The 18,510-nt window shown below is 73.9% G+C and carries 18 protein-coding genes; 3 read left to right on the top strand and 15 right to left on the bottom strand.

What is annotated here, in order from left to right:
- Positions 1-20 precede the first annotated feature (20 nt).
- The 3 genes from IR158_RS07640 to IR158_RS07650 form a co-directional block, all read right to left on the bottom strand.
- Positions 21-653 carry a hypothetical protein gene (locus tag IR158_RS07640; RefSeq protein WP_291811562.1) on the bottom strand — a complete coding sequence of 211 codons (633 nt, stop codon included), beginning with the start codon at positions 651-653 and terminating at the stop codon, positions 21-23.
- A gap of 81 nt (positions 654-734) precedes the next feature.
- Positions 735-2,114, bottom strand: a complete 1,380-nt coding sequence (hisS, locus tag IR158_RS07645; RefSeq protein ID WP_291811565.1) for a histidine--tRNA ligase — start codon at positions 2,112-2,114, stop codon at positions 735-737.
- Positions 2,115-2,189: 75 nt separating this feature from the next.
- Positions 2,190-2,912, bottom strand: a complete 723-nt coding sequence (locus IR158_RS07650) for an MBL fold metallo-hydrolase (RefSeq protein ID WP_291811568.1) — start codon at positions 2,910-2,912, stop codon at positions 2,190-2,192.
- 208 nt (positions 2,913-3,120) lie between these two features.
- On the opposite strand from IR158_RS07650, the gene IR158_RS07655 reads away from it, so the two are divergent.
- The 3 genes from IR158_RS07655 to IR158_RS07665 all read left to right on the top strand — a co-directional run bounded on the left by IR158_RS07655 (position 3,121) and on the right by IR158_RS07665 (position 6,396).
- Positions 3,121-3,903, top strand: coding sequence for a peptidylprolyl isomerase (locus IR158_RS07655; protein WP_291811570.1), 783 nt, complete (start codon positions 3,121-3,123; stop codon positions 3,901-3,903).
- Positions 3,900-5,735: a DUF349 domain-containing protein gene (locus IR158_RS07660; RefSeq protein ID WP_291811572.1), complete on the top strand. Its 1,836-nt coding sequence runs from the start codon at positions 3,900-3,902 to the stop codon at positions 5,733-5,735. The genes IR158_RS07655 and IR158_RS07660 overlap by 4 nt, the downstream gene beginning before the upstream one ends.
- Before the next feature lie 73 nt (positions 5,736-5,808).
- Entirely contained in the window at positions 5,809-6,396 is a 588-nt protein-coding gene (locus IR158_RS07665) for a hypothetical protein (protein ID WP_291811575.1), read from the top strand.
- 38 nt (positions 6,397-6,434) lie between these two features.
- On the opposite strand, the gene IR158_RS07670 is transcribed toward IR158_RS07665, so the two are convergent.
- From IR158_RS07670 to pdxS, 12 genes are all read right to left on the bottom strand, one after another.
- Positions 6,435-8,825 (bottom strand): bifunctional (p)ppGpp synthetase/guanosine-3',5'-bis(diphosphate) 3'-pyrophosphohydrolase, encoded by a 2,391-nt coding sequence (locus IR158_RS07670; protein ID WP_291811577.1) that lies wholly within the window; start codon positions 8,823-8,825, stop codon positions 6,435-6,437.
- Positions 8,826-8,934: 109 nt separating this feature from the next.
- Positions 8,935-9,513 (bottom strand): adenine phosphoribosyltransferase, encoded by a 579-nt coding sequence (locus IR158_RS07675; RefSeq protein ID WP_291811580.1) that lies wholly within the window; start codon positions 9,511-9,513, stop codon positions 8,935-8,937.
- Positions 9,510-10,595 carry a protein translocase subunit SecF gene (gene secF, locus IR158_RS07680; protein ID WP_291811583.1) on the bottom strand — a complete coding sequence of 362 codons (1,086 nt, stop codon included), beginning with the start codon at positions 10,593-10,595 and terminating at the stop codon, positions 9,510-9,512. Before secF ends, IR158_RS07675 begins: the two co-directional genes overlap by 4 nt.
- Positions 10,595-12,382: a protein translocase subunit SecD gene (secD, locus tag IR158_RS07685; RefSeq protein WP_291811585.1), complete on the bottom strand. Its 1,788-nt coding sequence runs from the start codon at positions 12,380-12,382 to the stop codon at positions 10,595-10,597. Before secD ends, secF begins: the two co-directional genes overlap by 1 nt.
- An 83-nt stretch (positions 12,383-12,465) precedes the next feature.
- The gene (gene yajC, locus IR158_RS07690) at positions 12,466-12,861 is read right to left on the bottom strand and encodes a preprotein translocase subunit YajC (protein ID WP_291811587.1); all 396 of its coding nucleotides are present in this window, start codon (positions 12,859-12,861) and stop codon (positions 12,466-12,468) included.
- Between the two features lie 153 nt (positions 12,862-13,014).
- On the bottom strand, positions 13,015-14,061 hold the full coding sequence (gene ruvB, locus IR158_RS07695) for a Holliday junction branch migration DNA helicase RuvB (protein ID WP_291811648.1): 1,047 nt from the start codon (positions 14,059-14,061) through the stop codon (positions 13,015-13,017).
- 28 nt (positions 14,062-14,089) lie between these two features.
- Positions 14,090-14,701, bottom strand: a complete 612-nt coding sequence (gene ruvA, locus IR158_RS07700) for a Holliday junction branch migration protein RuvA (RefSeq protein WP_291811589.1) — start codon at positions 14,699-14,701, stop codon at positions 14,090-14,092.
- A gap of 70 nt (positions 14,702-14,771) precedes the next feature.
- Positions 14,772-15,338, bottom strand: coding sequence for a crossover junction endodeoxyribonuclease RuvC (ruvC, locus tag IR158_RS07705; RefSeq protein ID WP_291811592.1), 567 nt, complete (start codon positions 15,336-15,338; stop codon positions 14,772-14,774).
- 88 nt (positions 15,339-15,426) lie between these two features.
- Positions 15,427-16,182 carry a YebC/PmpR family DNA-binding transcriptional regulator gene (locus tag IR158_RS07710; protein ID WP_227578669.1) on the bottom strand — a complete coding sequence of 252 codons (756 nt, stop codon included), beginning with the start codon at positions 16,180-16,182 and terminating at the stop codon, positions 15,427-15,429.
- Between the two features lie 85 nt (positions 16,183-16,267).
- The gene (gene pdxT / locus IR158_RS07715) at positions 16,268-16,879 is read right to left on the bottom strand and encodes a pyridoxal 5'-phosphate synthase glutaminase subunit PdxT (protein ID WP_291811593.1); all 612 of its coding nucleotides are present in this window, start codon (positions 16,877-16,879) and stop codon (positions 16,268-16,270) included.
- Positions 16,880-16,947: 68 nt separating this feature from the next.
- Positions 16,948-17,562 carry an NUDIX domain-containing protein gene (locus tag IR158_RS07720; protein ID WP_366928415.1) on the bottom strand — a complete coding sequence of 205 codons (615 nt, stop codon included), beginning with the start codon at positions 17,560-17,562 and terminating at the stop codon, positions 16,948-16,950.
- Positions 17,559-18,470 carry a pyridoxal 5'-phosphate synthase lyase subunit PdxS gene (pdxS, locus tag IR158_RS07725; RefSeq protein WP_291811595.1) on the bottom strand — a complete coding sequence of 304 codons (912 nt, stop codon included), beginning with the start codon at positions 18,468-18,470 and terminating at the stop codon, positions 17,559-17,561. The genes IR158_RS07720 and pdxS overlap by 4 nt, the downstream gene beginning before the upstream one ends.
- Positions 18,471-18,510 lie beyond the last annotated feature (40 nt).

Consider the following 18,510-nt stretch of genomic DNA (forward strand, 5'->3'; position numbering starts at 1 on the left):
AACACGTGTTCGAACGATGGTCAAGGGGGTGGGCCGATCGCGACGCGCACGGCCGTGACGCTCGGGGACGCGGGTACCGAGGAGAAGCCGAAACGCACGGGCGGCTCGACGCGGCGCAGCCCGCCGAGGTCCTTGTCGCCCCACCGGGCGGCGAGGCCGACGACGGCGTGCTGGTCCCGCGCCGCGTAGACCTCCCACGAGCCGTCCGCCCCACGGCCACGCGTGCGGACGCCCGGGACCAGCGTCCGGGCGACGGCGTCGACCAGACCGGCGCTCGCCCGTGCGCCGACGACCGCGGCGGGCACGAGGCCGAGGAGCGCGCCGACCCGGGTCCGGCGGCCGAGCACGAGGCGCGCGTGCAGCGGACCGGCCACGACGCTCCAGGTCCGGGTCGCGGCGTCGGCGACCACGCGCACGTCCACGACGTGCACCGTGTCGAACGTGTACAGGCGGGTGACGAGGTCCACGACGTCGTCACGGCCGGCCAGCAGGGTGCGGGTCCCGTCGGCCCTCTCCACCATGACGTCGGTGAACCCGCCCAGCGGTGAGCGGCGCCACCGACCGACCACGAGGCGCGTCCCCTGCGCCGTCCCGACGCCCGCGATGTGGCCGTCGAGGACCACGGTGGGCACGCGCGGCGCTGCAGGGGTCACGGCGCCACGCTAGGCACGCCCGCCGCGGAGCGCACGACCAGCGGGCCGCCCGACGCGTGCGCCGCGGGCGGCCCGCGCCGGTCAGCCCGCCGCGACGACCCGCGGCAGCAGGTCCTCGGCCGGGGGGCTCCACGTCGCGGCGTCGGCCGCCGTCTGCTCCCCCGAGCGGATGTCCTTGACCTCGTCCTGCGCGGGAGCGCCGTCGTCGGTCTCGTCGCCCACGAACCACACGAACGGGATGCCGCGACGGTCGGCGTGCTTGATCTGCTTGCCGAACTTGGCGGCGCTGGGTGCGACCTCCGTGGGGATCCCCCGCGCGCGCAGGGCCGCGGCGACGGCGTCGGACCGCGAGCGCCGCTCCTCGGACGTCACCGCGACCAGCACGGCGGTGGGCACCGACCGGGTCGCGCGCACCAGGCCCGCCGACAGCAGGCGCGAGACGAGCCGGGACACGCCGATCGACAGCCCGACGCCCGGGTAGGTCTGGCTGCCGTCGGACGCGAGGGTGTCGTACCGCCCACCCGAGCAGATGGACCCGAGGTCCTCGTGACCGACGAGCACCGTCTCGTAGACCGAGCCCGTGTAGTAGTCGAGCCCGCGTGCGATCTTCAGGTCGGCCACCAGGACGCCGGGCGCCCGCTCGGCTGCGGCGCTCACGAGCGCACCGAGCTCGCCGAGGCCCTCCTCGAGCAGCTCGGTCGACGCGCCGTGGCGCTCGGCGAGCTCGCGCACGCGGTCGACGACGGACGCGTCCTCGCCCCGCACGGCCGCGAGCTCGAGGCACGCGGCGGCCTGCTCCGGCGTGGCGCCGGCCTCGCCGACCAGGAGCCCGGCGACCCCGTCAGGGCCGATCTTGTCGAGCTTGTCGATGCCCCGCAGCACGGCCTCGACGTCGTCCAGGCCGAGGCCGCGGTAGAAGCCCTCCGCGACCTTGCGGTTGTTGACGAGGATGCGCACGGGCGGGACGCCGAGGTCCCGCAGGGCGCCCAGCGCGTCGGCCATGACCAGCGGCAGCTCGACCTCGTAGTGGTACGGCAGCGCGCCGGCGCCGACGACGTCGATGTCGGCCTGGACGAACTCGCGGAACCGGCCGTCCTGGGGGCGCTCGCCGCGCCAGACCTTCTGGATCTGGTAGCGCCGGAACGGGAAGGCGAGGTGCCCCGCGTTCTCCAGCACGTACCGCGCGAACGGCACCGTGAGGTCGAAGTGCAGCCCGAGCTGGCCGGCGCGGTCCGCGTCACCTGCCTGCGGGTCCTCCTGCAGCCGGCGCAGGACGTAGACCTCCTTCGAGGTCTCCCCCTTGCGCAGGAGCTGGTCGAGCGGCTCGACGGCACGCGTCTCGATCCCCGCGAACCCGTGCAGCTCGAAGGTGCGGCGCAGGACGTCGAGCACGTGCTGCTCGACGATGCGCCCGTCGGGCAGCCACTCGGGGAATCCGGACAGGGGTGTGGGACGCGCCATGGTGTCGATGATCCCAGACCGGGGCGGACGTCCTGCACGCCTTCCACGCCCGGGCGCCGCGGAGGCGGCCCGCGCTCAGCGGGCGCGGGGCAGGTACGGGTTCGTCGCCAGCTCGGTGGCGACGTCCGTCGCGGGACCGTGGCCGGGCAGCACGCGCGACGCCGGCGGCAGGGTCGCGACGACGTCACGCAGCGTCTGCGCCATCGCTGCGGGGTCTCCACCCGGCAGGTCGGTGCGCCCGATCCCGCCCGCGAACAGCACGTCGCCGGACAGCACGACCGGGTCGGGGTCGCCCCCGTCGAACAGGTACAGCGTGGAGCCCTCGGTGTGCCCCGGCGCGTGCCGCGCGAGGACCCGGACGCCGCCGAGGTCCAGCTCGACGTCGGGCGTGCGTCCGACGCCGGCGGTGCCGAACGGCTCGACGCGCTCCGGGGCGCGCCACGACCCGAGGTCGACGCCGGCGGCCCGCAGCGCCTGCGCGAGGGGGCCGGACGGGTCGTGCCGCGGGTCCAGGACACCGAGCGTGCCGAACGGGTCGTCGAGCCGGTAGGCGTCACCCGCGTGCAGCAGCACCGGCACGTCCAGGTCCCTCGACAGGCCCGGGGCGTCCCAGGTGTGATCGGCGTGGCCGTGCGTGACGAGCACGGCGCGAGGCGTCAGCCCACGCGCCGCGACCAGAGCCCTGACCTGCACACCTGCACCGGCTCCGGGGTCCACGACGACGCACGCGCCGTCCTGCGCGACGAGCACGGAGCACCGGGCGGCGAAGACGGGCGCGACGACCGTGAGAACCTCCATGCACCGCACGCTAGACGAGCGCGCGCACCGGTGCGCGCGCCGCGTGCCGCGCCACGCGGCGCGCGCCCGTGCCGTACGTGCGCGACGACGCCCCCGCCTTGCCTAGACTGTCCGGGGTCCGGCACGTGTCCGCCGGTCGCAGGCCTGACGGCGGCGGTGCTCAGCACGACGGAGCCGCACGCCCGGGCACGACGAGACGAGGAGAGCGGTGTCTTCGAAGCGCGAGCGCGAGTACGAGCGCCGTCGGTACGAGAAGCTGCACGAACGTCAGCTCCAGGCGCAGCGCGCGCGGCAGAGGCGCACGCGCGTCGTGGCCGGCGGCGTCGTCGCGGTGCTCGCGCTGGGACTGTGCGCGGTCGCGGTCGTGAACCTGTCACGTGACGGGGAGCCGTCAGCGGCCTCCCCGACCGACGGCTCCGCGCCGGCCCCGGCGCCGCTGGCCACGTACCCGCCGCGCACCGGCAACGGCGGCGTGGTCCCGGACGCGGCGCTGGCCGAGGACCGGACGTGGAGCGGCACCATCTCGACGTCCGCGGGCGACGTGGGCATCGAGCTCGACGGGCAGGCCGCCCCGCAGGCGGTCGCGAACTTCGTGACTCTCGCAGCCGAGGGGTACTTCGACGACACGATCTGCCACCGGCTCGTGCCCGAGGGCATCTACGTGCTGCAGTGCGGTGACCCCACCGCCACCGGCACCGGCGGCCCGGGGTACTCGTGGGGCCCGGTCGAGAACGCGCCGGCCGACGACGTCTACCCCGCCGGCACCATCGCCATGGCCCGCATCGGCGGCGACGCCGAGTCGATGGGCTCCCAGTTCTTCCTCGTCTACGAGGACTCGCAGATCCCGTCAGACGCGGCGGGCGGTTACACCGTGTTCGGCCACATCACGTCCGGTCTGGACGTCGTGAAGGCCATCGCTGACGCGGGGACCCAGGACGGCAACGAACGTCCGGTCACCGACGTCACCATCGAGGGAGTGGAGATCCAGTGACCGAGCACCCGACGACGTCGTCCCCGGACGACGCCGAGCAGGCTCCCCCCCTCGCGGGCGACCCGGCGGACACGTCCGCCGGCGTCACCGACGCGCCCGCACCCGAGGCGGCGGCTGACGTCGCCGACGTCGCACCGCCCGCCGAGGACGCCGCGCACGAGTCCGACGCCTCGCCCGCGGAGGTCCCCACGGACGCTGCGGCCCAGGGCGCGGAGACCGACGACGCAACCGTCACGGACGTCGCACCGACGCAGGACGCGGCGCAGGCGCCGGCCGCGGACGCCACCGAGGCACCCGCGCCGGAGACGGCCCAGGCGCCCGCACCGGACGCACCCGAGGCACCCGCACCGGAGACGCCCGAGGCACCCGCAGCCGAGGTCGCGGACACGCCGTCGTCGGACGACGCCCCCAGCGCCGCTGCGTCTGCCGGCTCGCCGGCGCCCGCGACGCCCGCACCGCGCCCGTCGCCGTCGGCGATGCGTCCGCTCCCCCGTCCGGTGCCGCGACCGTCCGCGGTGACGACGTCCCCGACCGGACCCGTCGTGCCGGTCCCGACCCCGGACGAGGAGGCCGCCGCCGCGCACGCCGCGACCTTCGGGCGCGTCGACGAGGACGGCACCGTGCACGTCGTCGAGGCCGCGGGCGAGCGCGTCGTGGGGCAGTTCCCCGGCGCGAGCGCCCCGGAGGCGCTCGCGCTGTACGTGCGGCGCTTCCTGGACCTGCAGGCGAAGGTCGCGCTGTTCGACGCGCGGCTGTCCGCGACGGACCTGTCGGTCAAGGAGATCGACCAGACGCTCACGCGCCTCACCGAGGAGCTCGCCGAGCCCGCCGCGGTCGGCGACCTGGACGCGCTGCGTGCGCGGCTGGAGGGGCTGCGGGCCCGTGCCGCCGAGCGTCGCGCGCAGGCGGACGCCGAGCGTGCCGCGGCCCGCGAGGCCGCCGTCGCCGCGCGCACGCAGATCGTCGAGCAGGCCGAGAAGATCGCGGCGACCGACCCGTCCCGCATCCAGTGGCGTCCGGCCGGTGAGCAGCTGCGCACGCTGCTGGACCAGTGGAAGGACGCCCAGCGGTCCGGTCCGCGCATCGACCGCCCCACGGAGGAGTCGCTCTGGAAGCGGTTCAGCCACGCGCGCACGACGTTCGACCGCGAGCGTCGGCACTTCTTCGCCGAGCTCGAGTCGCGCAACTCCGAGGCCAAGGCCGTCAAGGAGCAGCTCGTCGCCGACGCCGAGAGGCTCGCGACGAGCACCGACTGGGGTGCCACGTCCGCGGCGTTCCGCGACCTCATGACGCGCTGGAAGGCGGCCGGGCGGGCGAACCGCCAGGTCGACGACGCCCTCTGGGCCCGGTTCCGGGCCGCGCAGGACGCGTTCTTCGCAGCCCGCGACGCCGCGAACCAGGCCATCGACGAGGAGTTCCGCGCGAACCTCGAGGTCAAGGAGGCGCTGCTCGTCGAGGCGGAGGCGCTGCTGCCGATCCGTGACCTGGGCGCCGCCAAGGCCGCGCTGCGCTCCCTGCAGGACCGGTGGGACGCCGCGGGCAAGGTGCCGCGCGCCGACGTGCAGCGCGTCGAGGGCCGGATGCGCGCCGTCGAGAGCGCGGTGCGCGACGCCGACTCGGCGCAGTGGCGTCGCAGCAACCCCGAGACGCGTGCGCGCGCCGAGGGCGCGGCCGCCCAGCTCGAGCAGGCCATCGCCGGGCTCGAGGCCGACCTCGCAGCCGCGCAGGCGGCCGGGGACCAGCGCCGGGTGAAGGAGGCGCAGGCGGCGCTCGACGCACGTCGCGCCTGGCTCGAGCAGGTGCAGCGGGCCGCTCAGGACGCGCGCGGCTGACGCCGGGACCCGTCCGTCCACAGGATGCCCGTCCGCTCCCCGCAGGGGGATGCGGGCGGGCATCCTGGCGTCCATGACGCTCTGCGACCCGGGCCCGGCCCCGGCGGCCCTGCACCGGCTGCGTCCACGCGTCGGCGCACCGGGACCGGACGTCGTCCGGCGTGACGACGTCCCGCCCTGGGCGTGGACCGGTCTTCACCTCGACGGCGCCCTCGTGCACCTGTGGCGGGACACGTCACGCGTCACCGGCACACCCGAGAGCCCGACGCTGCGTGCGTGCGCCTTCGCGCCGCTCGTCCCCCGGCGCGGTGCGGTCGGGCGCCTCGCGGCCGCGTGGGTCCACGCCGGCGGGAGCCCACCCGACCGTGTGACGGTGCTCGTGCGCTCCGGTGCGCGCCGCCCCGGGCCGCATCCGGACCGCGTGTCCGCGGAGGCGGACCTCACCGACGACGACCTGCAGACCGTCGGCGGCGTGCTCGTCACCACCGTGGCTCGCACGGGGGTGGACGTCGCCCGCTGGCTGCCCGCTCACACGGCCGTGCCGGTGCTGCGCGCGCTCGTCACGCACGGGCTGGACCCCGACGGCACGCTGCGTCGTCTCGAGGCGCACGCGGGGGGCCGCGGTCTGCGCGCGGCGCGTGCGACGCTCCGCCAGGTGTGAACCGCCCCCGCCGGGTCGCAGCAGACGCCCGGGACTGATCAGGCTCGGATCGCGGGCTCCTCGGCGCCCCGTGACCCGGTGACCCGGTAGACGTCGAACACGCCCTCGACCTTGCGGACCGCGCTGAGCACCGACGTCAGGTGCGAGGGTTCGGCCATCTCGAACACGAAGCGCGACAGCGCCACCCGGTCCCGCGACGTGGAGACCGACGCCGACAGGATGTTCACGTGGTGGTCCGACAGGACGCGCGTCACGTCCGAGAGCAGACGACTGCGGTCGAGCGCCTCCACCTGGATCTGCACCAGGAACAGCTGCGAGCTGGTGTGCGTCCACTCCACCTCGACGATCCGCTCGGGCTGACGGCGCAGTGCGTCGACGTTGAGGCAGTCCGTGCGGTGCACCGAGACGCCCGCGCCACGCGTGACGAACCCGATGATGTCGTCGCCCGGAACAGGGGTGCAGCACTTCGCGAGCTTCACCCACACGTCGGCCACGCCCTTGACGACGACACCCGGGTCGCCGGTCCGCACGCGGCGCCCCGTGGCCCCCGGGCGCGCAGCCTCGGCGAGGTCCTCCTCCTGGGCCGGCTCTCCCCCCAGCGAGTGCACCAGGCGCTGCACGACGGACGCGGCCGAGGCCTGGCCCTCCCCGACAGCCGCGTACAGGGCCGACACGTCCGCGAAGCGCATCTCGTTCGCCAGCGCGACGAGCGCCTCGTGCGACATCAGGCGCTGGATCGGCAGGTTCTGCTTGCGCATCGCCTTGGCGATCGCGTCCTTGCCGTGCTCGATCGCCTCCTCGCGGCGCTCCTTGGTGAACCACTGGCGGATCTTGTTGCGCGCGCGGGGGCTCTTGACGAACGCGAGCCAGTCACGGCTGGGCCCCGCCGTCTCGGACTTCGACGTGAAGACCTCGACGACGTCACCGTTCTCGAGCGTCGAGTCCAGGGGCACGAGCCGGCCGTTGACGCGCGCGCCCATGGTCCGGTGCCCGACCTCGGTGTGCACCGCGTAGGCGAAGTCCACGGGCGTGGAGCCCGCCGGGAGCGCCTGCACGTCGCCCTTGGGGGTGAACACGTAGACCTCGGCGCCCGCGATCTCGTCACGCAGCAGGTCGAGGAACTCGGCGGGGTCGGCGGTCTCGCGCTGCCAGTCGACGAGCTGGCGCAGCCAGGTCATGTCGTTGCCGGCGGCGTCCTGCGGCCCGTTGCTCTTGGTCGTCTCCTTGTACTTCCAGTGCGCCGCGACCCCGTACTCCGCGCGGCGGTGCATGTCGTGCGTCCGGATCTGGATCTCGACGGGCTTGCCGCCCGGACCGATCACCGTCGTGTGCAGCGACTGGTAGAGGTTGAACTTCGGCATCGCGATGTAGTCCTTGAACCGGCCGGGGACCGGGTTCCACCGCGCATGCAGCGCACCGAGCGCCGCGTAGCAGTCGCGCACCGTGTCGACCAGGACGCGCACGCCCACGAGGTCGTAGATGTCCGTGAAGTCACGGCCGCGCACGATCATCTTCTGGTAGATCGAGTAGTAGTGCTTGGGCCGGCCGGTGACGGTCGCCTTGATCTTGGCGGTCCGCAGGTCGGCACCGACCTGGTCACTCACCGTGGCCAGGTACTCCTCGCGTGCCGGTGCCCGCTCGGCCACGAGGTGGACGATCTCGTCGTAGACCTTGGGGTAGAGGGTCGCGAACGACAGGTCCTCGAGCTCCCACTTGATGGTGTTCATGCCGAGCCGGTGCGCCAGGGGCGCGTAGATCTCGAGCGTCTCGCGCGCCTTCTTCTCCGCCGAGGCGGCCGAGACGAACTTCCACGTGCGGGCGTTGTGCAGGCGGTCGGCCAGCTTGATGACGAGGACCCGGATGTCGCGGGACATCGCGACGACCATCTTGCGGACGGTCTCGGACTGCGCCGCGTCGCCGTAGGCGACCTTGTCGAGCTTGGTGACGCCGTCGACGAGCATCGCGACCTCGGGACCGAAGTCGCTGCGCAGCTGGTCGAGCGAGTACTCGGTGTCCTCGACCGTGTCGTGCAGCAGCGCCGCGACGATCGTGGACGGTGTCATGCCGAGCTCGGCGAGGATCGTCGCGACCGCGACCGGGTGGGTGATGTACGGGTCGCCGCTCTTGCGGAGCTGACCACGGTGGGCGTGCTCCGCGACGACGTAGGCCTGCTCGATCACCGACAGGTCGGCCTTGGGGTGGTTGGTGCGCACCGCCTGCAGCACCGGCTCGAGCGCCGGGTAGGCCGGTGAGGAGCGACCCGAGAGCCGCGCGAGGCGTGCCCGGACGCGGCCCGTGGATCCCGTCGGGTGCTCGTTCTCGTGCGATCCGTTGGCACCGGCGCCGGAGGTCTGCGCCTCGGCGGGCGCGGGCGTGACGGGCACGGGTGACGTCACCGCGTCCGTCCCTGCTCCGAGCTTGTCCGCCATCGGCGCGCATCCCCTCCCGTCGTCCGGACGAGTCTACGACCGCGTCCCGTCCGGTCCGACATCGGCACGTCTCACCACGACCCGGTGGGCCACCTGCGACGCTCCGACGTCAGGGCAGCGTCAGCAGGGCGTCGACGTACCGGCCCGGCAGCATCGCGCGCCCGCCGAGGCCCTCGAGCTCGACGAGGAAGCTGAGCCCGACCACGGTCGCCCCGCAGCTCTCGAGCAGCTCCACGGTGGCCGCGGCGGTCCCGCCGGTCGCCAGCACGTCGTCGATCACCAGGACCCGCGCGCCGTCGGGGACGGTGAACGGCTGCACCTCGACGGCCGCCGACCCGTACTCCAGCGCGTAGGACCGGGACGCGACGGGCCCGGGCAGCTTCCCGGCCTTGCGCACAGGCACCACGCCCGCGCCGAGCGCGACCGCGACGGGCGCCGCGAGCAGGAAGCCCCGCGCCTCCATACCGGCGACCAGGTCGACGGGGCCGTGCGCGTGGTCGGCGAGTGCCGCCACCACCTGCGCGAACGCGTCACCGTCCGCGAGCAGCGGCGTGATGTCCCGGAACTGGATCCCCGGCCCGGGGTAGTCGGGCACGGTGCGCATCAGGCCGTCGACGAGGCGTGCCACCGCGGTGGGGTCGCCCGACGGGCCGGGCACTGCGCCCGGCCCGCCCGTACGCCCGTTCATCGGCCCTTGCGCTTCGGCTGGGCCGCCGTGCCCAGGTGGCTCCCGGGCCGCAGCGCGGCCGCGGCGCGGGGCGCCGCAGCGACGGTCTCGCCGTCGGCACCGGTCACGCCCGCACGTGCCGCCAGCACCTTCGCGGTGTGCTCGCGGATGCGCGGCTCGCGCTCCCGGAGCGTCACCTCCAGCGGCGTCGCGAGGAACACCGACGAGAAGGTCCCGACGAACATGCCGACGAACAGCGCCAGGGCGATGTCGCGCAGGGTCCCCGCGCCCAGGATGAACGCGCCGACGACGAGGATCGACGCGACGGGCAGCAGGGCCACCACGGACGTGTTGATCGAGCGGACGAGCGTCTGGTTGACCGCGAGGTTCGCCCGCTCGGCGTACGTGAACCGCGTCTGGTCCAGCACGTCGGCGGTGTTCTCGCGCACCTTGTCGAAGACGACGACCGTGTCGTAGATCGAGTACCCGAGGATCGTGAGGAACCCGATCACGGTCGCCGGGGTGACCTCCCACCCGACCGCGGCGTACACCCCGACGGTGAGGATCAGGTCGTGGAACAGCGCGAGCATCGCGGCCGCGGCCATCCGCCAGTTGCGGAAGTACACGGTCATGACGACGGAGACGAACAGCAGGAAGACGACGAGGCCCGTGACCGCCTTCTCGGAGACGTCCTGGCCCCAGGTCGGGCCGATGAACGTGCTGGTGACCTGGTCCCCGTCGACGTCGAAGGCCGCGATGAGGCCGTTGGTGACCTCCGTGACCTCGTCGCTCGTGAGCTCCGCGGTCTGGATGCGCAGCGACGAGCCGCCGACCGTCGTGACGCGCGGCGCCTCCTCCGGCGCGACCGCCAGCACCGTGTCGGTCGCGAGCTGCTGGTCGGCCGTGTCGATCCCGGACACGACGAACTCCGAGCCCCCGCGGAACTCGATGCCGGGGTTCAGCCCCGGCACGATCAGCAGGACGCCGGAGATGGCGACGAGGACCGCCGAGATCAGGTACCAGGTGCGCCGGCGTCCGACGATGTCGTACGAGCGGCGCCCCGTGTAGAGGTCGTTGCCCCACTGGGCGAATCCCGTGGCCATCAGCGGTCGCTCCCCTCGGGACGGCCGGTGGTGGGCTCGTCGTCAGTGGTCGTGGGTGGGTCCTGCGGTGGTGCGGAGGCCGTGCCGGCCGCACGCGCGGCAGCGCGCCGCTCGGCGATGGTCAGCCCGGGCGCACCGACGGCGACCGGCTCGCGCGAGGCCGCGGAACCTGCGCGCTGCTCGACACCCTGCTTGACGCGACCGCGTCCGGCGTAGCGCGCCACGTCGACGCCGAGCCGGCGCGGGTCGAGACCCGAGGCCGGGTGCCCCTCGGCGAAGAAGCGGGTCCGGCCGAGCAGCACCATGAGCGGGTGCGTGAACATGAAGACCACGATGATGTCGACGAGCGTCGTGAGTCCCAGCGTGAAGGCGAAGCCGCGAACACCGCCGACGGCCAGCAGGTAGAGCACGATCGCCGCGGTGAAGTTGACCGCGTCGGACGCCAGGATCGTGCGGCGCGCACGCTCCCAGCCCTTGTCGATGGCCGCGCCCAACGACCTGCCGTCGCGCAGCTCGTCACGGATCCGTTCGAAGTACACGATGAACGAGTCCGCGGTGATGCCGATCGCGACGATGATGCCCGCGACACCTGGCAGGGACAGGCGGTAGCCCTGGACCCACGACAGCAGGGCGATGACCCCGTACGTGATGACCGCCGCGACGAGCAGCGAGGCGACCGTGACCAGCCCGAGCGTGCGGTACTGGAACAGCGAGTAGACGACGACCAGCAGCAGGCCGAACACACCGGCGAGCAGGCCCTTCTGGAGCTGCTCCGACCCGAGGGTCGCCGAGATCTGCTGGACGCTCTGCTCCTCGAAGCTGATCGGGAGCGAGCCGAAGTTCAGCTGGTTCGCGAGGGTCGCCGCCGTCTCACGCGTGAACGAGCCGGAGATCTGTGCCTGGCCGTTGGGGATGACCTCGTCGACCGAGGGCGCCGAGATCACGAGCGCGTCGAGAACGACCGCGAACTGGTTCAGCGGCGCGCCCTGGCTCGCCAGGCGGGTGGTCACCTCGGTGAACTTCGGCGTCCCCGCGCCGGTGAACTCCAGGTTGACGACCCACTGGCCCGTCGACGCACCCGAGGACGTCGTACCCGTGCCGGAGGTGGCGCTCTTGATGTCGGCACCGGGGATCTCGACGGGGCCGAGGATGAACTTCGCCGTGCCCTCGACGTCGCACGCGACGACGGCCTTGTCCGGGTCCCCCGGCACGCCACCCGTCCGGTTCTCCGGCAGCGTGCAGTCCAGCGCCTCGAACTCCTTCTGCACGGCAGGTGTCACGTAGTACTCGATGTCGCTGGGGCTGTCCGGCGCCGCCTTGGTCGGCTGGTCCGACGGCGCGGCGTCGTCCGCAGCCGCGTCGTCCGCGGCGGGGTCGGCGGTCGGTGCCGCGGCGCCCATCACCAGGACGGGGCGGAACTCCATCTGGGCCGACGTGCGGACCAGGTCGAGCGTCTCCTCGCTGGGTCGGCCCGGCAGGCCGACGACGATCTTGTTCCCACCCTGGCTCGTGATCTCGGCCTCGGCGACACCGGAGGCGTCGACGCGCTGCCGGATGACCGCGATCGCCTGGTTGATCGTCTCGGGCGTGACGTCGCCCTGCGCCTCGGGCACGGGCTCGAGGATGATCTGCGTCCCGCCCTCGAGGTCGAGCGCGAGGTTCGGCGTGAGGGAGGCGTCACCCCAGCGGGTACCGGCGAAGATCGACGCGAACAGCGCGACGATCAGCACCGCGAGGGTGACGAGCGTGCGGACCGGCCGTTCACGGCGGCGGGGAGGAGGAGCCAACGGAGTTCTTCTCTCGTGCGCGCACCGGTCGCCGGGACGACCGGTGGGGTCGGGGCCCGGGCGTCATCGCCCGGGCCAGGGAGTCACTTGCTGTCGCGGTCGCTGTCCCCGTCTGCGGGCGCCGGCGGCTCCGGCGGCAGGGAGGACAGGTCGTCGGGCACGTCCACCACGGGCGTGTTCTCGACCACGGCGGGCGCGTCGTCCGCCCCGTCGTCGACGACGACGGGCTCGGACCTGCGGGCGATCGCCGCGCGCAGCCACCGGGTCGAGCTGCCGGGCGTCGACTCGAGCGTCACCACGTCACCGTCGATCGCGGTCACGGTGCCGAAGAGGCCGGAGCCCGTCATCACCTCGTCGCCGACCGCGAGGTTGTTGCGGAAGTCCGCAGCCTCGCGCTGCTGCTTGCGCGAGCGGCTCGACATGAACCACAGCGCGCCGAAGGCGAGCAGCATGATGATGAGGAAGGAGATGTCAGGCATGGGGTCGTGGTGCTCCGTAATCGAGTCGGACGTCCGCCGCAGTCTAGGCGCCGCGGCCCGCCCCTCCAACGCCCGTCCGTGCCCGAGGGTTCCCGCGGCACGCAGCCGCGCCCCGTCGACGCCGCGTCGACGCCGCGTCGACGCCCCCGGTGGTCAGCCGAACAGCGTGTCGGAGGGCGTCGGCACCGGCAGGCCGAGGTGCTCCCACGCGGGCGGCAGCGCGACCCGCCCGCGCGAGGTGCGCCCGATGAGGCCCTCGCGGACCAGGAACGGCTCGGCGACCGTCTCCACGGTCTCGGGCTCCTCCCCCACGGCGACCGCGAGCGTCGTCAGACCCACGGGACCACCGCCGAAGCGGCGGCACAGCGCGTCGAGGACCGACCGGTCGAGCCGGTCCAGGCCCCGCTCGTCGACCTCGTACACCTCGAGGGCCGACCGCGCGGCGGCGAGCGAGAGCATGCCGTCGCCGCGGACCTGCGCCCAGTCCCGGACACGACGCAGCAGGCGGTTGGCGATGCGGGGCGTCCCGCGCGAGCGCGACGCGATCTCGGCCGCCGCCGTGGCGTCCAGCGGCACACCGAGGAGCCCGGCGGACCTGACCAGGACCCGCTCGAGCTCGTCGTCCGCGTAGAAGTCGAGGTGGCCGGTGAAGCCGAACCGGTCGCGCAGCGGCGCAGGCAGCAGCCCGGCCCGGGTCGTCGCGCCGACGACGGTGAACGGCGGCAGCGACAGCGGGATCGCGCTCGCGCCCGCCCCCTTGCCGACGATGACGTCGACCCGGAAGTCCTCCATCGCCACGTAGAGCAGCTCCTCGGCAGGGCGGGCGAGGCGGTGGATCTCGTCGATGAAGAGCACCTCACCCTCCTCCAGGGAGGACAGGACCGCGGCGAGGTCGCCCGCGTGCTGGATGGCCGGGCCGCTCGTGACCCGCAGCGAGGCACCGAGCTCGGCCGCGATGATCATCGCGAGCGTCGTCTTGCCCAGGCCCGGCGGGCCCGACAGCAGCACGTGGTCCGGCGCGCGTCCCCGCCCCATCGCCGCCTCCAGGACCAGCGAGAGCTGGTCCCGCACGACGCGCTGCCCGACGAACTCCTCCAGGCGCCGGGGGCGCAGCGCGGCCTCCGCGGCGCGCTCCGGCTCGTCCGCGGCAGGCCGCACCAACGACTCGGCGCCGTACGGCTCGCCCTCGTCGTCGCCCACGCCCACCTCGATGCGCGGCGCTCCCGCGTCACGCACGCGCGCTCCCCAGCGAGCGCAGAGCCGCGCGCAGGACGCCCGGGACCTCCTCGGCACCGACCGGCGCCGGCGAGCCGTCGAGCACCGAGCCGACCGCGTCCTGCGCCGCGCGCAGCGGCCAGCCCAGTCCCACGAGCGCCTCGACGACCTGCTCGCGGTGGTCCGCCGACGACGCCGCGGCGGCAGCACCCGCCGTGGGCGCCGGTGCGCCCAGTCGCTCCCCCAGCTCGAGCACGATGCGCTGGGCGCCCTTGCGCCCGATGCCGGGCACCCGCATGAGGGCCGCGAGGTCCTCGTGCGCGACGGCGCGACGCAGCCCGTCGGGCGTGTGGACGGCCAGCATGGCCAGGGCGAGACGCGGGCCGACGCCCGAGACGGTCTGCACGGTCTCGAACACGTCGCGCTCGTCGTCGTCGGCGAAGCCGAAGAGCGTCAGCGCGTCCTCCCGCACGACGAGCGACGTGAACAGCCGGCCGGGCTGCCCGACGCGCAGACCCGCGAGCGTGGCCGGGGTCGCCTGCACGAGCAGGCCCACGCCCCCGACCTCCACGACGGCGGCGTCCAGCCGCACCGCCAGCACCGTGCCGTGTACCGACGCGATCACCGCGCACTCCTCCCGTCGACGACGGCCACACTGTGCCACACCAGGCGAACACGTGTACGAACGACACGCGTCACGCGCGTCGCCGCGCCGCCTGCTCGGCCGCGGCCCACTGCCGCTGCGCGGTCGTCAGCCCACCCGGCTCCCGCTGGGGCGCACCGAGCGTCCCGGCGGGCCGCCACAGGTGGCAGATCGCCAGGGCGAGGGCGTCCGCGGCGTCCGCCGGCCGCGGCACCTCGGACAGGCCGAGCAGCCGCGCGACCATGGTCTGGACCTGCGCCTTGTCGGCGCGTCCCGATCCGGTGACCGCCGCCTTGACCTCGCTCGGGGTGTGCAGCGCGACCGGGATCCGTCGCCGCGCGGCCGCCACCATGGCCAGGCCGGCGACCTGGGCCGTGCCCATCACCGTGCTGACGTTGTGCTGGGCGAAGACGCGCTCCACCGCGACGGTGTCGGGCGCGTGCTCCTCGAGGCACTCCTCGAGCGCGCGCTCGATGAGCAGCAGACGCTGGTCGACGTCGAGCGCGGGGTCCGAGCGGGCGACCGACACGTGGACCAGGCGCGCGCGCCGCCCGGGCAGGGCGTCGACGACGCCCAGGCCGCAGCGGGTCAGGCCGGGGTCCACTCCGAGCACGCGCACCGGGTCATCGTCGCAGCAGCCCGGCACGCGAGGGGCCCCGCCACACCGGTGGCGGGGCCCGTCGGCACGCGCGGGCGCGTGCGGTACGTCACTCGGCGTCGAGCTCGGCCATGACCTCGTCGGACGCGTCGAAGTTCGCGAAGACGTTCTGCACGTCGTCGGAGTCCTCGAGCGCGTCGATGAGCCGCAGCACCTTGCGCGCGCCGTCGGCGTCGACCTCGACCTGCGTCGAGGGCCACCACACGACGTCGGCCGAGTCGTAGTCGATGCCGGCCGCCTGCAGCGCCGAACGCACCGGGACCAGGTCCGTGGCGGCGCTGATGACCTCGAACGACTCGCCGAGGTCGTTGACCTCCTCGCCGCCCGCGTCGAGCACCGCCTCCATGACGGCCTCCTCGTCCGTGCCCTCCTTGGGCACCATGACGACACCGCGGCGGCTGAAGATGTACGCGACCGATCCCGGGTCGGCCATCTGGCCGCCGTTGCGCGTGAACGCGACGCGCACGTCGGACGCCGCCCGGTTGCGGTTGTCGGTCAGGCACTCGACCAGCACGGCGACGCCGCCGGGGCCGTACCCCTCGTACGTGATCGACTGGTAGTCGGCGCCGCCGGCCTCCTGGCCCGACCCGCGCTTGACGGCCCGGTCGATGTTGTCGTTCGGGACGGACGACTTCTTGGCCTTCTGGATGGCGTCGAAGAGCGTCGGGTTGCCCGCGGGGTCACCACCGCCCGTGCGGGCGGCCACCTCCACGTTCTTCACGAGCTTGGCGAAGAGCTTGCCGCGCTTCGCGTCGATGACGGCCTTCTTGTGCTTGGTGGTGGCCCACTTGGAGTGACCCGACATGACTCGTTACCCCTTCGTCTCCGCTGGTCCGCCCGCGTCGCTCCCCGCCGCACCGTCCCGAGGACGGGTCGGGGTCGCCGCGACGTCAGAGGCTGTCGCGGACGATCTGCACGAACAGTCGGTGCACCCGCGGGTCCCCGGTCACCTCGGGATGGAACGAGGTCACGAGCGCCGGGCCCTGGCGTACCGCGACGATCCTACCGGCGGCGGGGCCGTCCGCGACGCGGCCCACGACCGTGGCCGCCGGGCCGACCTCCTCGACCCAGGGCGCCCGGATGAACACGGCGTGGACGGGCTCCTGGGCGCTGTCGTCGATGCCGTCGATCACGAGGTCCGTCTCGAACGAGTCGACCTGGCGGCCGAAGGCGTTGCGGCGCACCGTGATGTCGACCCCGCCGAGCGTGCGCTGACCCTCGATCCCGCCGATGATCCGGTCGGCCAGGAGGATCATGCCCGCGCACGAGCCGTAGGCCGGCATGCCTGCCCGCAACCGCTCACGCACCGGCTGATCGAGCTCGAACGCGCGCAGCAGCTTGTCGATGGTGGTCGACTCCCCGCCGGGGATCACGAGCGCGTCGACGGCGTCGAGCTCGGCCGGACGGCGCACGCCCACCGCGTCGACACCGAGCGAGGTCAGGACGGCGACGTGCTCACGCACGTCGCCCTGCAGTGCCAGGACACCGATGGTGGGACTCACGGTCGCCGATCCTAGGCGGCGACGGCCGGCAGACCGCGACACTTCCGGCGTGAGGCGGTCGGGACGTGTCACTCGCGCGCGAGGCCGAGGTGCCGGATCGCGCCGTCCCACACCAGGACGTCGCGGACGAGCCCGGCCAGTCCGGCCGGGAAGACCTCGATCTCGACGCGCTCCAGCTCCTCGAGGTCCCACCACCGCAGCTCGTCGATGACGTCCCGCTCGACGTCGGTCCAGCCGTCGCGGGTCAGCGCGAGATCGGTGCTGCGCACGCGGGCCAGGAACAGCTCCTCGTGCTGGCGGCACGTGCGGGCCGCGAAGTCGAACAGCGCCGAGCGCGTGTAGACGGGCCCGACCAGCTCACCGGCGTCGAGCAGGATGCCGGTCTCCTCCCGGACCTCGCGCACGGCGGCGGACCGCCCGTCCTCGCCGGCGTCGATGCCGCCGCCCACGGTGAACCACCACGACCGGTCCGGGGCGTCCACGTCGTGCCCACGCACGAGGAGCACCCGGTCGTCCTCGTCGAGCAGGATGACGCGCGCCGCGTCGCGGGTCAGCACGCCGTCGGGCCCCGGCTGCCACTCCGGCCCCAGGACGAGAGCGGGGCCGCCGCCGTCGGCGCCTGCGCGCTCGACGGGGGCGGCCCCGGTGCCCTGCGGGTCCGGCTGCGGGTCGGGCGTGGTCACCAGCCCCGCTCGGCGAGGCGGTGCGGGACGGGCACGTCCTCGACGTTGATGCCGACCATGGCCTCGCCGAGGCCCCGCGAGACCTTCGCGATGACGTCCGGGTCGTCGTAGAACGTCGTGGCCTTGACGATCGCGGCCGCGCGCTCGGCGGGGTTGCCCGACTTGAAGATGCCGGAGCCGACGAACACGCCCTCGGCGCCGAGCTGCATCATCATCGCGGCGTCCGCGGGGGTCGCGATGCCGCCGGCGGTGAACAGCACGACGGGCAGCTTGCCGGCCGTCGCGACCTCCTTGACCAGCTCGTACGGCGCCTGCAGCTCCTTGGCGGCCAGGTACAGCTCGTCCTCGGGCAGCGACGTCAGGCGGCGGATCTCGTCGCGCAGCGTGCGCATGTGGGTCGTCGCGTTCGAGACGTCGCCCGTGCCGGCCTCACCCTTCGAGCGGATCATCGCCGCACCCTCGGTGATGCGGCGCAGCGCCTCCCCCAGGTTGGTCGCACCGCAGACGAACGGCACCGTGAACGCCCACTTGTCGATGTGGTGCGCGAAGTCGGCCGGCGTCAGCACCTCGGACTCGTCGACGTAGTCGACACCCAGGGACTGCAGCACCTGCGCCTCGACGAAGTGCCCGATGCGGGCCTTCGCCATCACGGGGATGGACACCGTGGAGATGATCCCGTCGATCAGGTCCGGGTCGCTCATGCGCGCGACGCCGCCCTGGGCACGGATGTCGGCGGGCACCCGCTCGAGCGCCATGACGGCGACCGCACCGGCGTCCTCGGCGATCTTCGCCTGCTCCGGGGTGACGACGTCCATGATGACGCCGCCCTTGAGCATCTCGGCCATGCCGCGCTTGACCCGCGCGGTTCCGACCTCGCCGGCAGCGCCGGGCTGGGGGTTCTCGGTCACGTCAGACCTCTTCGATCCGTGGTTTCGGGACGCCCGGCGC

This window comes from Cellulomonas sp., from assembly GCF_015234515.1.
Classification (GTDB): domain Bacteria; phylum Actinomycetota; class Actinomycetes; order Actinomycetales; family Cellulomonadaceae; genus Cellulomonas.